Below are 16,518 nucleotides of genomic sequence, written 5' to 3' on the forward strand. Positions count from 1 at the left end.
CTACGGGAAGGCCTCAGTTCAAGGACGTTCATCATGCCTATCCCCGCCCCCTTCATTGCCGGTGTGCTCATGCCCGCCGCGACCTCGCTCGTCGGCGGCATCGCCGAGAAGGTGGTCTCCAAAGTCGTCGGTCCCAATGCGGGCCAGGTGGTCGGCGCTGCAGGCAATGTCGCGACCCAGGCCGTGATGCAGAACGCGGCGTCCAGCACGCCGTCCATCTTCGCCCGCCGCTGAGCCGTCTCTCTCCTCCACTTTTTCAAGGAAACTCATCATGTCCATCGGCATCAGGCCCGGCTCGGGCAGCACCGGCATCGTCAGCGGAGCCGTCGACACGGTCGGCCGGACCGTCGGCGAAATTCCCGTCGTGGGCGGCCTCGCCAAGGGCCTGCTGGGGATGTTCGGCGGCATCGCCAAGATCTTCGGCGGCTGCCCCCCCGTCGACCTCTCGCGGGATCGCCTGCCCTTCGGCGGTCCCGCCTCGCGCCCCAGCCAGAACGACCGGCCAGGCCCTCCCCAGATGAAGGGGGACCGCAGGCTGGCGTCCATCTCGCGGCACGGTCCTCCTCGAAAGAACGGAGCACCACGCCATGACTGGCTCCATCGCGCTCGGCAGTCCGAGCGCGCTTGCATCGACCCCTCCCGATCCGGCGCCTCAGGCTCCCGTGACCCTCACCGTGGGCCGTGGCCTGCTCTCGTCGGATCCCCGGCCGGTCGACGACTTCTCCGGATCCGGACTCCTGTCGCGACTGCGCATCCTCAAGCGGATCCGCAACCTGGACGGTCCCGACGATGTCGCGGGTGCGCTCCCGGCGGCGTTCTCGACGTCCCACCAGCCCGCGGCAGAGCTCGGCCTCCTCTCCGCCCTGTTCCCGCTCGTGGCCCTCTCCGCGAAGGAGGCGGTGAAGTCGGCGCACGCCGGATATGCGCGGGTGTATCCCGAACACGTCCGCGCCCACCTGGACCAGCAGCAGCGGCTCATCGAATCGCTGCAACGCGATGGCGATGGCGATGGCGATGGCGATGGCGACGAAGATCTCGCCCGGCTGGCCGAGCTCCACGCGGACTGCGTTCGCTCGTTCGAGGATCGCGAACGGGAACGCACCCGGGGTTTCGGCTCGCTGCTGAAGCACAACCTCACCCGGAAATGGCAAGGCAGACGGGGCACCAGCGCGCTGTGCGGTGTTTTCCTGAAGGAGGCGGGCCGCGTGGTGGAAGCAAGGGCGGCGCGCGGCCACCGCCTGCAGACGGCCGAGACGTCCTACCAGCACCATCTCGCGCACAAGGCGGCCGACCTGCAGCGGCAGGCCAAGCGCGCCCGCTGGCCGGCCCTCTTCACCGGCATCGGCATGTCCGGCATGGCCGGCGGCATGGTGGTGTCCGCGGGCGCCTCGGCGGCCGGCGCGGGCTGCGCCGCGGCGCAGGCCTCGGGCCATGCGGCCGGCCTGGCGGCGGCGCAGGCGGCGCAGGGGGCGCTCGACGCGGCGACCGGCGGCGTCATGATCGGTGCCCAGGCAGCCCAGATGGCGGCGGGCGCGACGAACCTCCGCGTCCACCTCTCGGACCATCGGCGGATCAGGCGGGATCGCACGGCCGTTCAGGCGATCGCTGCCGACATCCCGCGCGCCGGCGCGCTGCATGCGCAGGACACGCAGTGGCGCCTGGCGGACAGCCGGAGAAGCCAGGCCTGCGACCTCGCGTTGAGTGCCGGTCAGGGCCTGATGCTGGCGTCCAGCGCCTCGGGTTTCGTGTGCCCGCCCGTGGCACTCGCCCTGGCGGGGCCAGGTATTGCGCTCACCCTCGGGGCCAGCATAGGCGCCGGCGTCAACGAGGCGCATCGCGAGCGCTATCTGGGCGAAGCGACGGTTGAACCGCTCAAGCGGCAGATGCGCCTGGACAACCTGGGACAGCGGCTTCGCGACGAGCCGCTCGACACGGTGCTGCACGACGTGGCGGACGGATTCGAAGCTCACCAGGACCGGGTGGCGCAGACCCGACTGTGGAGCGACATCCTGGCGGTCCTCGGCAAGGAGGACGTCGGGGAGCGCTCACGCCCTGCCCCCGCACAGGACCGCTATCGCCGGCTGCTCAGCCTCAACCAGAACCGGCGGACCGCCTCACCCCTGCTGCCTGCCGGCGTCGAACGCCTGCACGCGCTGCGCAGGGCGCACTATCCGGAGGCCTGGTTCGACGGCCCGGCGGCGACCTTGCACGAACGGCTCTCGGCGGACCTGCGGCAGCATCCGGCCAGCGCCCGCCTCCTCGGGCTCCAGGACTTCCAGCGGGACGTGCTGTTCGCCACCGTGTCGGCGCTGGCCCGACGCCGCGACCCCGTCATGGAACGGCTGTTCTACGACGATCGGGGCCGCCGCTTGAAGACGCTCAAGGCGGATGCGGCGTTCCTGGCACGACTGCGGTCCTACCCCGTGGCCAAGGCGATCCTCCTGCGGCACGAGAACGAGGCCCTGGCGCGCCATCTGACGTCGGCCGACCGCTTCGGACGCGCCGACACCCGGGAGGCGCTGACCGACCTCGCCCACACCAAGGTCGGCCGACAGACTCGCGACGGCGACAGACCAGTCGCCGCCTGACGAAAAAAAGGGCTGCTCCCAGCAGCCCCTTCCGGTTCACCGACCCCGTCGCGACGGGGCCTGCGGCGCGGCGATCAGCCGTGCTTCGCGTCGAAGAACTGTTCGTCCTCCGTCGAACCCTTCAGCGCCGCGGTCGACGCCTGCGCTTCGATCGTGGTGGTGACCGCGTCGAAGTAACCCGTGCCCACTTCGCGCTGGTGCTTCACGGCGGTGAAGCCCTTCTCGGCGGCGGCGAATTCGGCCTCCTGCAGCTCCACGAACGCGCTCATGTTGTTGCGCGCATAGCCGTAGGCCAGGTTGAACATCGAGTAGTTCAGGCTGTGGAAGCCGGCCAGCGTGATGAACTGGAACTTGTAGCCCATCGCGCCCAGCTCGCGCTGGAACTTGGCGATGGTGGCGTCGTCCAGGTTCTTCTTCCAGTTGAAGCTCGGCGAGCAGTTGTAGGCCAGCAGCTTGCCGGGGAACTTCGCGTGGATGGCCTCGGCAAAGGCCTTGGCGAAGGCCAGGTCGGGCTTGCCGGTCTCGCACCAGATCATGTCGGCGTAGGGCGCGTAGGCCAGGCCGCGGCTGATGGCCTGCTCCAGGCCGTTGCGGGTGCGGAAGAAGCCTTCGACGGTGCGCTCGCCGGTGCAGAAGGGCTTGTCGTTGTCGTCGATGTCGCTGGTCACCAGGTCGCCGGCCTCGGCGTCGGTGCGGGCCAGCAGCACGGTGGGCACGCCCATCGTGTCGGCCGCCAGGCGCGCGGCGACCAGCTTGGCCACCGCTTCACGCGAGGGCACCAGCACCTTGCCGCCCATGTGGCCGCACTTCTTCGCGGCGGCCAGCTGGTCCTCGAAGTGGACGCCGGAGGCGCCCGCCTCGATCATGGCCTTCATCAGTTCGAACGCGTTCAGCACGCCGCCGAAGCCGGCTTCCGCGTCCGCCACGATGGGCGCGAAGTAGTCGATGTCGCTCTTGCCTTCGCTCCACTGGATCTCGTCGGCGCGCTTGAAGGTGGCGTTGATCTTCTTGACCACCTTCGGCACCGAGTCCACCGAGTACAGCGACTGGTCGGGGTACATCTCGCCGTTGCTGTTGGCGTCGCCGGCGACCTGCCAGCCCGACAGGTAGATGGCCTTCAGGCCGGCCTTGACCTGCTGCATCGCCTGGTTGCCGGTGAGCGCGCCCAGCGAGTTGATGAAGGGCTCGGTGTTCACCAGGTTCCAGAGCTTCTCGGCGCCGCGCTTGGCCAGCGTGTGCTCGATGTTGATGGAACCGCGCAGGCGGACCACGTCGGCCGCCGAGTAGCCGCGCTGGATGCCCTTCCACCGGGGGTTCTCCGCCCAGTCCTTTTCGAGGGCGGCAATCTGCTGTTCGCGGGTGGGGGTCGAGGTCGTCATGGTGAGCTCCGTTCGTTCGAGTGAAGTTGAAAACCGATGGCTCAAATCTAGACGCCACGCCTCCCCAGGTGTTGCTTCATGTCTTATATAAGACTGAATTTTTTATCCTTAATAATCAATGGCTTGCAAAACAAAAACCGGATCGTGAGAACGAGTCTTCCATGATGAGAAATCTTGCGGCGCTGCAGCACGCCGGTTTTTTGTATGCCGGCAAGTTCTTTTCATGATTTGAAATTTCAGTGTCGACGCGATCTGCCGCATCGCGCGGGCGCCTGCCTCTTTGAGGGATGGCCCCCCTGCATTTGCAGCAGCCGTTCGAAGATGGACAGCAGTTCGTCGACGGCACATCCGTTGGCGACCACCGCACTAGAGCATTCGTGCCGCGACCTGAATTCAGGCCGCCGCGCGGCGGGAAACCGGTCGTGCTCCGCGGCACCGTGGCGACCTCCCGATCGCGCGGCGGCTTCCAAGGAGAAAACCATGTTTGCATTGCTGGGTAGCGCGATTCCTGAACTGCTGGGCGCGGGCGGCAGCGCCGCCGCGGGCGCGGCGGGTGGTGGTGCCGGCGGCGGTCTGGCGTCGGGGATCGGCGGCATCGCCAACACCCTGACCGGCGGCCTGCTGGGCAACCTGACGAAGGGTCTGGGCAGCCTGTTCGGCGGCTGATCCCTTCGCGCATGAAAAAAGGGGCGTCCTGCGGGACGCCCCTTCCACTTTGGCGGTCGGACTCGAACGAACGGATCGTCAGGCCGTCCGGCCCACGCCGATCCGTCAGTCGAGCTTGAGCTTCTGCTGCTCGACGACCTTCTTGTAGACCGCGTACTCGGCCTTGATCTGCTCGGTGAACTGCTCCGGCGTATTGCCGATCACGATGGAGCCGGTCTCCTCGATGCGCTTCTTGACCTCGGGCATCTCGACGGTCTTGCGGGCGGCCTCGTTGATCTTGGCGACGACTTCCTTGGGCAGGTTCTTCGGACCCAGGATGCCGTAGTAGGCCATGCGGTTCACGGGCTCCAGGCCGAGTTCCTTGAAGGTGGGCACGTTGGGCAGCACGGCCAGGCGCTGCGGCGCCGCCACGGCGATCGCGACCAGGCGGCCGTCCTTGATGAAGGGCAGCGCGGACGGCAGGTTGTCGAAGATCATCGGCACCTGGCCGGCGACCGTGTCGTTGAGCGCCGGGCCCGCGCCGCGGTACGGGATGTGGGTGACGAAGACGCCGGTCAGGCTCTTGTACAGCTCCATCTGCAGGTGGCCGATGCCGCCGGTGCCCGAGGTGGAGTAGCTGTACTTGCCGGGGCTCTTCTTCAGTTCCGCGACGAAGGCCTTGTAGTCCTTGGCGGGGAAGGACGGATGCACGGCGATCACGTTGGGCGTGGCCGCGAGGTTGATGATGGGCGTGAAGTCCGTCAGCGGGTTGTACGGCGTCTTCGGATTGATGGCGGGGTTGGTGGCCGTGGTGGACACGGTCGCCACGCCCAGCGAGTAGCCGTCCGGCGCGGACTTGGCGGTGTCGTTGGCGCCGATGATGCCGCCGCCGCCGGCCTTGTTCTCGACGATCATCGTCTGGCCCAGCGGACCGTTGATGTGTTGCGCGACGACGCGGGCCACGATGTCGGTCGTGCCGCCCGGCGCGAACGGCACCACCAGCTTCACCGGCTTGGTCGGGTAGGACTGGGCCAGCGCCGCGGCGCAGGACAGCGACAGCGTGCTCAGCAGCAGGCCGTGTTGGAGGATCGAGCGACGGTTCATTGGGCTCCTCGTCTTTTGAACAATGGGTAACGTGATCGAAACAGCTTAAGTATGTCCCCTCGGAGCCCGGCCTAGCGGAACTACGTAGAGCCCTTGTCGCAGGGGCGGGAAACCCCTGGCGCGGCCTGCAGCGGAGTTCGGGAGTTCCGATGTCGATCAACGGGCATCGTTCGAACCGCTGTCCCGTTTCGCCCATTCGACGGCCCGACGTGCCAAAGCCGCGGTCGCGTCGATCACCGGCAGCCCTGCCGACGCGGCGTCCAGCACCAGGGGAATCTCGGTGCATCCGAGCACGATGGCACCCGCACCGCGGGCCTTCAGACGCGCCGCGGCCGAGGCCAGCAGCGACGCGGCCGTCGCGAGCTGCCCCGCCTTGACCGCCACGATGCCGGGTTCGATCAGCTCGATCATCTCGCCCGCGGTCGGCAGCAGCCATTGCACCGCCCTGCCCTGCGGCGGCCGGCGGTTCAGGTAGAGCCCGGACGCCAGGGTCGCATCGGTGGCGAGGAGCCCGACCCTGCCGCCCTCGGGCACGAGGGCGAGGGCCTCGGCGATCGCCGCGTCGACGAGGTGGATCATCGGCAGGCCCAGCGCCTGTTCGAGGTCGTCGTACCAGAGGTGCGCGGTGTTGCAGGGCACGACGACCACGCCCGCGCCCGCCGCGGCCAGACGCCGGCCGCTGACGATCATCGCGGCGAGCGGCGATTCGCCCTCGCCGCGGAAGGCCGCGGTGCGGTCGGGCACCTGCGGGATGCTGCTCACGACGACGGGGATGTGCTCCTGGTCCGTCGCGGCGGGCGTGGCGTCCAGCAGCTTGCGCATGAAGTCGACGGTCGCCAGCGGGCCCATGCCGCCGAGGATGCCGACGATGCCCGGCGCGGCGGGCAAGGCTGCGCCCGCGCCGCGCGCGTCGCGCGGTGTGGTGTGCGTCATGACGGGATCAGCGCCTGATCAGCGCGCGGGCTTGTCCGACAGCGCCTGCAGGTTCTCCTGCAGCTCCCGGCTCATCGGGGCGCCCAGCGTGATGCCCTTGGGCGGGATCGGCGTCTGGAACCACTTCTTGTAGAGCGCCTCGAACTCGCCGCTCTTCATCAGCCCCGCCAGCGTGGTGTCGACCAGCTTCTTGAACGCGGCATCGTCCTTGCGGACCATGATCGCGTAGGGCTCGACCTGCACCGGTTCGCCGACGACCGCGAGGTCCGCCGGATTGAGCGCGCCGGCGCGCAGCCCGTACAGCAGGATGTCGTCCATGGCGAAGGCGTCGGCCCGGCCCGACTGCACCAGCAGCGCCGCATCGGCATGGTCCTTGGCGCTGATCAGCTCGAAGCCCAGGTTCTGCTCCTGGTTCATCCGGCGCATCACCTGGAAGTTGGTGGTGCCGGTGGTCGACACGACCTTCTTCCCCTTCAGGTCCGCGAAGCCCTTGATGGGCGAGTTCGCCTTCACCAGCAGCCGCGTGCCGGTGTAGAAGTAGTTGATCGCGAAGTCCACCTGCTTCGCGCGGTCGCTGTTGTTGGTGGTGGAGCCGCACTCGATGTCGATGGTGCCGTTGTCCAGCAGCGGGATGCGGTTCTGCGAGGTCACCGACTGCGTGGCCACCTTCAGGTCGGCGCGGCCGACGGCCTTCTTCACCTGCTCGACGACCTTGCCGCAGATCTCCCAGCCGAAGCCGGTGGGTTGCCCTTCGGCGCCGAGGTAGGAGAACGGGATCGAGGAATCCCGGTACGCGACGGTGATGACGCCGGAGGTCTTCACCTTCTCGAGCGTGCCGGCGGGCTGGGCCGACGCGGCACCGGCGGCGCCGCCGAGGGCGAACGCGACGGCGATGGACAGGACGACAACGCGGGGAGCAATCATCTTCATGGCGTTTCCTTTTCTCGGAGGGTTGGAGTGTGCAATGACCGGACGATAGTGACCACCGCCTGTCCCGTGCATCGGGATCACGACACTTCGTATAAGCTGGGCTTATGTTGGTCGCTCACTGCCATCCATGCGCCTGAAGCACATCGAGGTCTTCCATGCGGTCATGCTGACGGGCTCCGTGAGCGCGGCGTCGAAGCTGCTGCACGTGACCCAGCCGGCGGTCACCCAGTCGCTGCAGCTGGCCGAGTTGCAGCTGGGCTACGCGCTGTTCACGCGGCAACGGCGGCGCCTGATGCCCACGCGCGAGGCGCAGGCGCTCTACCCGGAAGTGCAGGCGCTGATGTCGCAGCTCGAATCGGTACGTCGCATGGCGACCGCGCTGGGCACCGGCGAGGGTCAGGGCTTTCGCATCCTGATCGTGCCCTCGCTGGCGGTGAAGGCCCTGCCCCAGGCGCTGAAGGCCTTCCGGCGTCGCTACCGCGATCTGCCGATCAGCGTGCGCACCCTGCACTCGAACGACATCGCGCGGGCGATGCTGCTGCAGGAGGGCGACGTCGGCATCGTGTACGGCCGGCCGTCCCACGCGGCGCTGTCGGAGGAACTCGTCGCCACCGGGCGGCTCGTCTGCGCGTCATCCAAGGGCAAGGCGGGCGCGGACCGGCGCACCACGGTCGCACTGCAGGACCTGCTGCGGGAGCCCTTCATCCGCATCGACGAGCGCGACCCGCTGGGCGCCGTCCTCGCGGATCAGTGGGCGCGCCTGTCGCTGTCGCCGCGCGCCGGCATCACCGTGCAGACGCACCACATCGCGATGGTGATGGCCGAACAGGGCTTCGGGCCGGCGATCATCGACTCCTTCACCGCGCAGGCCAGCGGCGGCGACCTGCACATCCGCACGCTGCTGCCCGAGGTGCCGGTCGAGGTGCGCGCGGTTCAGCCGCAGGGGTTGCGCTCGCCGCAACCGGTCTCGGACTTCATCGCGGCGTTCAGGCAGGCGATCGAGGAATGAGGGGAACGACGGCGCGCGGCGCGGCCCGAGGCAAGGCGTCCTGAGCCATCGCCCACTCGATGTGCTCGGCCACGACCGGCGTCGCCTGTGGCAGCGCGGCGTTCAGCGCCGCCAGCAGATCGGCGCGCAACGCCGGCGCCAGGTCTTGCCGCAGCGCGTTGCCCATCGCCACGGCGATGTTGCGCCGCCAGCGCGCATGGCCGATGCGCCGGATCGCGGAGCCTTCGGTGCGTTTGAGGAATGTCGCCTCGTCCCAGGCGAAGAGCGTCAGCAGCGACGCGTGGCCGAGCGGCTCGCGCCAGTCGAAGTCCGGCAGCGCGTTCCTGCGCGCGAACTTGTTCCACGGACAGGCGAGCTGGCAATCGTCGCAGCCGTAGATGCGGTTGCCGATCGCCTCGCGGAACTCGATCGGGATGGGGCCGTCCTGCTCGATCGTCAGATAGCTGATGCAGCGGCGGGCGTCGAGCCGGTACGGGGCGATGATCGCCCCGGTCGGGCAGGCGTCGAGGCAGGCGCGGCACTGGCCGCAATGCGCGGTGACCGGCTCGCTGGGCGGCAGTTCCAGATCGAGGTAGATCTCGCCGAGGAAGAACATCGAGCCGCTGTCGCGATGCAGCGTCAGCGTGTGCTTGCCGCGCCAGCCGATGCCGGAGCGGCTCGCGAGTTCGACCTCCAGCACCGGCGCGGAGTCGGTGAACACGCGGTGCCCCATCGGGCCGACGCGCTCCTGGATGCGGTCGGCCAGCTGCTGCAGCCGATTGCGCAGCACCTTGTGATAGTCCCGGCCCCGCGCATACAGCGAGACCTGTGCGCGCGCCGGATCGCGCATCGCGGCCCATTCGCGGTCCTGCCAGTCGTCGCCGGCGGCCTCGGGCAGGTAGTCCATGCGGGCGGTCAGGATGCTGATGGTGCCGGGCACCAGCTCGGCGGGCCTGGCGCGTTTGAGGCCGTGGGCGGCCATGTACTGCATCTCGCCGTGGAAACCGGCGTCCAGCCAGGCCTGCAAACCTGCTTCCGCATCGCTCAGATCGACGTGGGCCACCCCAATCTGTGAGAATCCGAACTCAAGCGCCCAGGCGCGTACCTCGACCATCAGCGCGCGCAGCGCGTCGGGGTGTCGGGAGGGGCCGGACGCGTCTTCGGAGGACGCGTCGGGCCGTGGGGTGTTGACCAGGGAATTCATCGCAGTTGAGCATTCTAGAAACCCGCCCGTACCGTTGGCCCGACGAGGCCGCCTGCGAACGTTTCGCACAGGCGTTGGCCCGCTGTCCGCAGATCGCGGACCTGAGCATCGAACTCGACGGCGGCCTGGGGGCCGGCAAGACCAGCCTGGTGCGGCATCTGCTGCGCGCGCTGGGCGTCACCGGCCGCATCAAGAGCCCGAGTTACGCCGTGGTCGAAGACTACGCCCCGCCGGGGCTGTCCGGCCTCCCCGCCCATCATTTCGACTTCTACCGCTTCAGCGATCCGCGCGAGTGGGAGGACGCGGGTTTCCGCGACCTGTTCGCCGCGCCGGGGCTCAAGCTCAGCGAATGGCCCGAGAAGGCGGCCGGCATGCTGCCGACGCCGGACCTGCGGCTGCTGCTCCAGGTCAACGACGACGACAGCCGCGACGTTCGGGCGCAGGCCCGCACGGTGCGGGGTCAGGAATTGCTGGCAGCGCTCGACCGCCAGTTGGCCGACGCTGCCGACGCTTCCGATTGACGGCGATGCGACCGCGCGCCTTCCCACGATCGCAGACATGCACGGAGACATGAAAGCAGACATGACCGGCCTGCCCACCCCTTCGACGTCGGACTCGAACCCGGTCGACATGCCCTCCCGCGGCCGCCGCAAGGCGCTGGGCCGCATGGGCGCGACGGTGCTGAGCTTCTCCGTGCTGCCCGCCGTGCCGGCGCTGGCGGCCAGCTCGGCCAACATCGTCGCGGTGCGGGTCTGGCCGGCGAGCGACTACACCCGGGTGACCATCGAGTCCGACCGCCAGCTGGCGGCCAAGAGCTTCATGGCGGCGAATCCGGACCGGCTGGTGATCGACATCGACGGGCTGGAGCTCAATGCCGGCCTGAAGGAACTGCTGGGCAAGGTGAAGCCGGACGATCCCTTCATCGCCGGCGTGCGCGTGGGCCAGAACCAGCCGCGCGTGGTGCGCATCGTGCTCGACCTGAAGCAGACCGTGGCGCCGCAGGTGTTCACGATCGAGCCGGTGGCGGCGTATCAGAACCGGCTGGTGCTGGACCTGTACCCGACGCGCGAGCGCGATCCGCTGCTGGATCTGGTGCGAGGCAAGGAAGCCGCCGAGACGGCCGCGGCGCAGTCGGTGAACGACGCGCTGGGCGAGTTGATCGGTCGCATCGACCGGCCGCTGACGGCGGCCTCCTCGGCCGAGCAGGCGGCGAGCGCCGCCGCGACGCCGCCACAGCGGCCGGCGAGTTCGACGGCGATCGCGAAGATCGACACCCCGCCGCCGGCCGCACCGCCGCTGAAGGAGGTCGCGCCGGAGATGAGCCAGACCAAGCTGGACCGGTTGATCGTGATCGCGATCGATCCCGGTCACGGCGGCGAGGACCCGGGCGCGATCGGCCCGACGGGCCTGAGAGAGAAGGACGTGGTGCTGGCGATCGGCAAGAAGCTGCGCGACCGGCTGAACGCCAACCCGCGCATCCGGGTGATGATGACGCGGGATGCGGACTTCTTCGTCCCGCTGAACGAGCGGGTGCGCAAGGCGCGGCGGGTGCAGGCCGACCTGTTCGTGTCCATCCACGCGGACGCCTTCATCACGCCGAAGGCCCGCGGCGCTTCGGTGTTCGCGCTGTCGACCAGTGGCGCGAGCTCGACGAACGCGCGCTGGATGGCCGACAAGGAGAACGCGGCCGACGTGATCGGCGGCGTCAACAACAAGGTGGTGAAGGACGCCGGCGTGCTGCGCGCGATGCTCGACATGAGCACCTCGGCGCAGATCAAGGACAGCCTGAAGCTGGGCGGCGAAGTGCTGGGCCAGATCGGCAAGCTGGCCAAACTGCACAAGGGCAGCGTCGAGCAGGCCGGCTTCGCCGTGCTTAAAGCGCCGGACGTCCCGTCGATCCTCGTGGAGACGGCCTTCATCTCCAACCCCGAGGAAGAAGCCAGATTGCGCGATCCGGACTACCAGGACGACCTGGTCAAGGCGCTGGCGACCGGCATCGCGCGCTACTTCGCGAAGAACCCGCCGCTGGCGGCCAGGCATCGGGCGTTGTGACGGTGTTCGACGATCAGCCCGCGGCGCCCCGACCGCTGTTTTTCCACGGTGCCCACCAGCTTGGGGACGGCAAGTTCGGATCCGTGTTGACGGCAGTCGGAATTGCAGTCCTCGTCAGGATCGCGCTGGCGGTATTGACGCTCGCATTTGCTACTGCGGCAGACTTGATCGGAGTGTAGGCGCCCTCAGCCCTTGCTCTTGACCGCGCGGCCGGACAGCTTGGCTTGCCCTTTGGCAGCCTGTGCACTGGTCTCAGGCAACAGAGTTCCGAAACCATCCAGCACGATGACAACCCCTGCAGCAGTGCGAATGGTGAGTTGCAGCTCCGCGCCCATCGCGGAGACGTATTTCCGGAGCGTCGAAAGCAGCATGTCGCTCCGTTTCTCCAGTTGAGCGACCGCGTTCTGCTTGATCTGCAAGACATCAGCCAACTCGGTCTGGGTTTTCTCCAGAGCGCGACGAGCCTGCGCCAGTGTCTCCGCATACCGAATCATGTCGTCGGCCATCTCGCGGCTCTTGGCCTCAACCTTGGCGCGCCGCTCCGGCGGAAGCGCCGCGACGATGCTCTTGAGTGATCGGCTCATTTCATTACCTCGCAAACGTCTTGACCTGATTGCCCTTGCGGACCAGATGATCCGCAAATCGCCGATCAGCGACGCGAATCAACTGCTCGTAGAACATCGCCTGACTCCTGCCCTGCTTCGCTCCTGCTACCAGCACGCATGCCTGTCGATCAGGATCAAACGCGAATGCAGCGCGCCACACTTCCCTGCCGGCATTTGCAGTGAACCGCAGCTCCTTCATGTTGGGAAACTTCGACCCGTGAAGCGTGTCCACGTGCGGCCTGCCCGTCATTGGCCCCGTCAGTTCAATCGCGCCGGCTGCGCCGACCAAAGCGTCTTGGACATCCATGTCCAAGGCTTCAAATTCGGCGACGAAGTCATCATGAAAGAAGACTTCCCATGCACCGGCAAGACAATCTGACGAGGACATGACCATAACCTTTGCGTGATATCACGTCAAGGTGATGGTAGACACGAGATTGACGCCTGGGTGGCTGTCTCCCCCAAAGCAGATCCCGCACCCTCTTCAGTGGGAAATCGGTCAGGATTCAGCAAGCAATCGGCACCAACAAAAAACGGGGCCGAAGCCCCGTTCTGTGCCGTCTCGGCGAGATGCCTTACTTGCCGACCTGCGTCGGCATCGCCGGTGCCGTCGTGCGCTGGATCGGTTTCCAGGTCTTGAGGCGTTCGAGGACGTTCGCCACGCCCGCTTCGAGCTGCACATCGCGGCCGGCGTTGACCGCCACCGGATCCAGATCGACGTCGATGTCCGGCGCGACGCCTTCGTTCTCGATGCGCCATTCGCCTTCCGGCGTGAAGAAGCGGAAGAAGGGCACGACGAGGAAACCGCCGTCGATCAGGCTCGGGTTGGCCGAGATGCCGATCAGGCCGCCCCAGGTCCGCTTGCCGATCAGCGGGCCCAGGCCCGTGCGCTTGAACGCATACGGCATGAAGTCGCCGCCCGATCCCGCGTCCTGGTCGATCAGCATCGCCTTCGGGCCGTAGATGGCGCCGGCGGGCGTGTCGTAGATCAGGCCGTCACGGTCCTTCCAGCTGCCCAGGTAGGCGCGGTTCAGCAGCTCGGTCACGTAGTTCGCCGCCTGGCCGCCGCCGTTGCGGCGGTCGTCGACGATCAGCCCCGGCTTGTCCACCTGGCCGAAGAACATGCGGTTGAAATGCTGGAAGCCCGGCCCCGCCGTGTCCGGCATGTAGACGTAGGCGATCTTGCCGCCGCTCAGGCGATCCACTTCCTCGCGGTTGTGGTCGATCCACGCCCACTGGCGCAGCCGGCCTTCGGTCGAGATCGGCTCGACGGTCACGCGACGCGCGCCCTGCCCGTTCGCGTTGGCCGACACCGTCAGCTGCACCTGCTTGCCGACCGTGTTCTCCAGCTGCTGGTACAGGTTGTGCGCGCCGTCCACCGGCTGGCCGTTGATCGCCAGCAGGTAGTCGCCTTCCTTGACGCCCAGGCCCGGCGCCGCCAGCGGCGCCTTCAGGTAGGGATCCCAGCGGTCGCCCTTGAAGATCGTCTTGATGCGGTACTTGCCGTTCTCGAACGCGAAGTCCGCGCCCAGCAGGCCCACCGCGACGCGCGGCTCCTGGTGCACGTCGCCGCCGCCCACGCGGTTGTGGCCGACCTGCAGCTCGCCGATCATCTCGACCAGCAGGTCGTTCAGGTCCTCGCGGCGCTGCACGCCCGCCACCAACGGCGAGTAGCGTTGATAGATGCCGTTCCAATCGAGGCCGTGCAGCTTCGGGTCGTAGAAGAACTCCTTCTCCATCCACCAGGTCTCGTCGAAGATCTGACGCCATTCGGCGCGCGGATCCACGCGGGTCTTCAGGCCCGACAGGTCGATGCCCTTGGTGTCGATCTTCTCCTTGGCATCGGCGATCTCCAGGCGGCCGCCGCCCTGGTTCAGCAGGATCTTCTTGCCGTCCGGACTCAGGCTGTAGCCCTCGATCTGCGGCTTGACCAGCTTCGCCTTCTTCTCCTCGAAGTCGAAGCGGTACAGGTCGCCCTTGCCGCCGTTGCCGCCCTCGGCATCGATGGACACGCCGGGTTGCTTGCGCTCGATGTAGAACAGCGCGCCGTCGTCCGCCACCGCAAGGTCGTCATAACGCGCGGTCGCCACCGGCAGTCCCACGATGCGGTCCTTCAGGCCGGCGAAGTCGATGCGCACCGGCTTGACCTTGGGCTTGACGTCCTTGCCCTCGTCCTTCTTGTCGGACTTCCCGTCCTTGTCGGCCTTGTCGGCCTTGTCGGATTTGTCGGACTTGTCGTCCTTCTTGTCCTCGTCCGGCTTCTTGTCCTTGCTGTCCTCGTCGCCGGCCTTGGGCGACAGCGGCGACTTGCCGTCCGCGCTCAGCACCGCCGCGTACAGGCCCATGCGCACCGAACGCTCCTGCGTCGACATGTCCAGGCCCACCTGCGCCGGACCCGAGTTGATCGACGCGGCGAAGAACAGCACGTCGCCCTTGGTGGAGAACGCCGGCAGGTTGGCGTGGCTCAGGCCGTCGGTGACGGTGTGCTGCTGGCCGGTCTGGAAGTCGGCGATGCGGACCTGGCTGAAGAAGTTCTTGCCCACCACCGTGTACGCGAGGTAACGGCCGTCCGGCGAGAAGCCGACGTCGAATCCGGCGCGGCGCTCGCTGCTGTCGATCTTGGCCAGCTTGCCCGACTGCGCGCCGGTCAGCGGCAGCTGGTAGAGGTTCAGATGGTTGTCCTGCAGCACCAGCCGCGCGCCGTCCGGCGACCAGGCGAGCAGCGTGTAGTAGCCCGCCTCGGGCAGCAGCATCTTGCGCGCGGTCCGGTTGGCGGCCTGATCGCCGAGCTGGTCGCGGATCACGACCTGGTGGCGCATGCCGGGCTCGTCGGACACGTAGGCGACCTGCTGGCCGTCGGGGCTCCACAGGGCGTCCTTCTCGCGCACGCCGGAGGTCTGCGTCAGGTTGCGCACCACGCCGTCCTTCACCGGCACGGTGAAGACCTCGCCGCGCGCGCTGATGACGACGCGCTTGCCGGTCGCCGACAGCGACGCGCCGGTGATCGTCTTCGCAGCGTCCTTCCATTGCACGCGCGCTTCGTTGCTGGGCTCGTTGAGCGCGATGCTCAGGAAGCGCGCGGCGCCGCCGTCGAGGCCGATCTCCTTAAGCTGCCCGCCCGCCTCGTACACGATGCGACCATCGCGGCCGTCGGCGCTGCGGACGTCCCAGACCGTCTCCTTCGTCAACTGACGCAGGGCCTTGGTCTTGGTGTTGAACGCGAAGAGGTTGGCCGCGCCGTCGTTGCGGTCGGAGATGAAGACGACCTCGTCGCCCATCCAGATCGGGTTGCTGTCGGTCGCATTGACGTGCGGGATCTGCTCCCAGGTCTTGCCCTTGGGATCGAGGATCCAGATCGGCGGCGTCGTGCCGCCGCGGCTCTGGCGCCAGCCGCTCGGGCCGGAGTAGGCGGCGCCGTTCGGCCGATAGGCCAGACGCGTGCCGTCGGGCGACCACACGCCTTCATAGGCGACGGCCTCCATCACCTTCTGCTCGAAGCCGCCATCCACCGGCACCTCGAACAGCTGCTTGCTGCGGGTGTTCAGCACCTCGCGGTTGGAGGCGAAGAGCACGCGCTTGCCATCCGGGCTCCAGCCGGTCACCTGGTCGGCGGCCGGGTGCCAGGTCAGGCGACGGGGCTGACCGCCGGCGGCGGCGATCACGTAGACATCGGTGTTGCCGTCGTAGCCCGCGGAGAACGCGATCCACTGGCCGTCGGGCGAGAAGCGCGGCGCGAATTCACCGGCCGCATGACCGGCCAACCGGCGCGGCTGGCTGCCGTCGCGGTTGGCGATCCACAAGTCGCCGCCGTAGACGAAGGCCAGATGCCGCGCGGACACGGCGGGATCGCGCAGCAGCAAGGTCACGGCAGGCGCCGGAGCCGTTGCGGAGGTGGCGGATGCAGTCGCGGTCGCGGCCTGTTGGGCCTGCGTGGGAGCCGCCGCGATCGCGGCGGTCAAGCTCAGGGCCACGGTGATGGCCTTGCTGAGAATGCTGTGTTGCATGGGGCTTGTCGACGGTGAAAGGCAGCGGGCGAGAATAGCCCTGCGATGCCAGCGTGACGAAGCTCACCCCCCGGGATTGCGCGCTC

15 protein-coding genes are annotated in these 16,518 nt (G+C 68.0%); 7 read left to right on the plus strand and 8 right to left on the minus strand.

All coding sequences use genetic code 11. The features are described 5' to 3' along the window. Positions 1–33 precede the first annotated feature (33 nt). Together ACQZ13_RS18595 and ACQZ13_RS18600 are read left to right on the plus strand one after the other, a co-directional pair. Complete coding sequence (locus ACQZ13_RS18595; RefSeq protein WP_431046966.1) at positions 34–234, plus strand: hypothetical protein; 201 nt, start codon at positions 34–36, stop codon at positions 232–234. Positions 235–662: 428 nt separating this feature from the next. Then, positions 663–2,588, plus strand: a complete 1,926-nt coding sequence (locus ACQZ13_RS18600; protein WP_431046968.1) for a hypothetical protein — start codon at positions 663–665, stop codon at positions 2,586–2,588. A 74-nt stretch (positions 2,589–2,662) separates the two neighbouring features. Here the strand turns inward: ACQZ13_RS18600 and aceA are convergent, their stop codons facing one another. After that, positions 2,663–3,967, minus strand: coding sequence for an isocitrate lyase (gene aceA, locus ACQZ13_RS18605; protein WP_088408174.1), 1,305 nt, complete (start codon positions 3,965–3,967; stop codon positions 2,663–2,665). Between the two features lie 20 nt (positions 3,968–3,987). On the opposite strand from aceA, the gene ACQZ13_RS18610 reads away from it, so the two are divergent. Both ACQZ13_RS18610 and ACQZ13_RS18615 read left to right on the plus strand, forming a co-directional pair. Continuing rightward, entirely contained in the window at positions 3,988–4,194 is a 207-nt protein-coding gene (locus ACQZ13_RS18610; RefSeq protein ID WP_431046970.1) for a hypothetical protein, read from the plus strand. A 253-nt stretch (positions 4,195–4,447) separates the two neighbouring features. Beyond that, positions 4,448–4,633, plus strand: a complete 186-nt coding sequence (locus tag ACQZ13_RS18615) for a hypothetical protein (RefSeq protein ID WP_431046972.1) — start codon at positions 4,448–4,450, stop codon at positions 4,631–4,633. Positions 4,634–4,738: 105 nt separating this feature from the next. On the opposite strand, the gene ACQZ13_RS18620 is transcribed toward ACQZ13_RS18615, so the two are convergent. The 3 genes from ACQZ13_RS18620 to ACQZ13_RS18630 all read right to left on the minus strand — a co-directional run bounded on the left by ACQZ13_RS18620 (position 4,739) and on the right by ACQZ13_RS18630 (position 7,579). Continuing rightward, positions 4,739–5,716 carry a tripartite tricarboxylate transporter substrate binding protein BugE gene (locus tag ACQZ13_RS18620; RefSeq protein WP_431046974.1) on the minus strand — a complete coding sequence of 326 codons (978 nt, stop codon included), beginning with the start codon at positions 5,714–5,716 and terminating at the stop codon, positions 4,739–4,741. Positions 5,717–5,872: 156 nt separating this feature from the next. After that, positions 5,873–6,649 (minus strand): aspartate/glutamate racemase family protein, encoded by a 777-nt coding sequence (locus ACQZ13_RS18625; protein ID WP_431046976.1) that lies wholly within the window; start codon positions 6,647–6,649, stop codon positions 5,873–5,875. An 18-nt stretch (positions 6,650–6,667) separates the two neighbouring features. Beyond that, complete coding sequence (locus ACQZ13_RS18630; protein ID WP_431046978.1) at positions 6,668–7,579, minus strand: amino acid ABC transporter substrate-binding protein; 912 nt, start codon at positions 7,577–7,579, stop codon at positions 6,668–6,670. A 127-nt stretch (positions 7,580–7,706) separates the two neighbouring features. Here ACQZ13_RS18630 and ACQZ13_RS18635 point away from each other — a divergent pair, with 127 nt between their 5' ends. Further along, positions 7,707–8,588, plus strand: coding sequence for a LysR family transcriptional regulator (locus ACQZ13_RS18635; protein ID WP_431046980.1), 882 nt, complete (start codon positions 7,707–7,709; stop codon positions 8,586–8,588). Here the strand turns inward: ACQZ13_RS18635 and queG are convergent. Continuing rightward, positions 8,566–9,681: a tRNA epoxyqueuosine(34) reductase QueG gene (queG, locus tag ACQZ13_RS18640; RefSeq protein ID WP_431053284.1), complete on the minus strand. Its 1,116-nt coding sequence runs from the start codon at positions 9,679–9,681 to the stop codon at positions 8,566–8,568. The two genes, ACQZ13_RS18635 and queG, sit on opposite strands and share 23 nt — an antisense overlap. Positions 9,682–9,776: 95 nt before the next feature. On the opposite strand from queG, the gene tsaE reads away from it, so the two are divergent. After that, positions 9,777–10,292 (plus strand): tRNA (adenosine(37)-N6)-threonylcarbamoyltransferase complex ATPase subunit type 1 TsaE, encoded by a 516-nt coding sequence (tsaE, locus tag ACQZ13_RS18645; protein ID WP_431046982.1) that lies wholly within the window; start codon positions 9,777–9,779, stop codon positions 10,290–10,292. A gap of 49 nt (positions 10,293–10,341) precedes the next feature. Beyond that, positions 10,342–11,823 carry an N-acetylmuramoyl-L-alanine amidase gene (locus tag ACQZ13_RS18650; protein WP_431046984.1) on the plus strand — a complete coding sequence of 494 codons (1,482 nt, stop codon included), beginning with the start codon at positions 10,342–10,344 and terminating at the stop codon, positions 11,821–11,823. Positions 11,824–12,008: 185 nt separating this feature from the next. Here ACQZ13_RS18650 and ACQZ13_RS18655 read toward each other — a convergent pair whose 3' ends face one another. The 3 genes from ACQZ13_RS18655 to ACQZ13_RS18665 all read right to left on the minus strand — a co-directional run bounded on the left by ACQZ13_RS18655 (position 12,009) and on the right by ACQZ13_RS18665 (position 16,432). Continuing rightward, positions 12,009–12,407 carry a helix-turn-helix domain-containing protein gene (locus ACQZ13_RS18655; protein ID WP_431046986.1) on the minus strand — a complete coding sequence of 133 codons (399 nt, stop codon included), beginning with the start codon at positions 12,405–12,407 and terminating at the stop codon, positions 12,009–12,011. 4 nt (positions 12,408–12,411) lie between these two features. Next, positions 12,412–12,816 carry a type II toxin-antitoxin system RelE/ParE family toxin gene (locus tag ACQZ13_RS18660; RefSeq protein WP_431046988.1) on the minus strand — a complete coding sequence of 135 codons (405 nt, stop codon included), beginning with the start codon at positions 12,814–12,816 and terminating at the stop codon, positions 12,412–12,414. Positions 12,817–13,003: 187 nt separating this feature from the next. After that, positions 13,004–16,432: a S41 family peptidase gene (locus tag ACQZ13_RS18665; RefSeq protein WP_431046990.1), complete on the minus strand. Its 3,429-nt coding sequence runs from the start codon at positions 16,430–16,432 to the stop codon at positions 13,004–13,006. Positions 16,433–16,518: the final 86 nt, after the last annotated feature.

It is taken from the genome of Roseateles sp. L2-2, assembly GCF_050613215.1.
In the GTDB taxonomy this organism is placed as follows: Bacteria; Pseudomonadota; Gammaproteobacteria; order Burkholderiales; family Burkholderiaceae_C; genus Roseateles; species Roseateles noduli.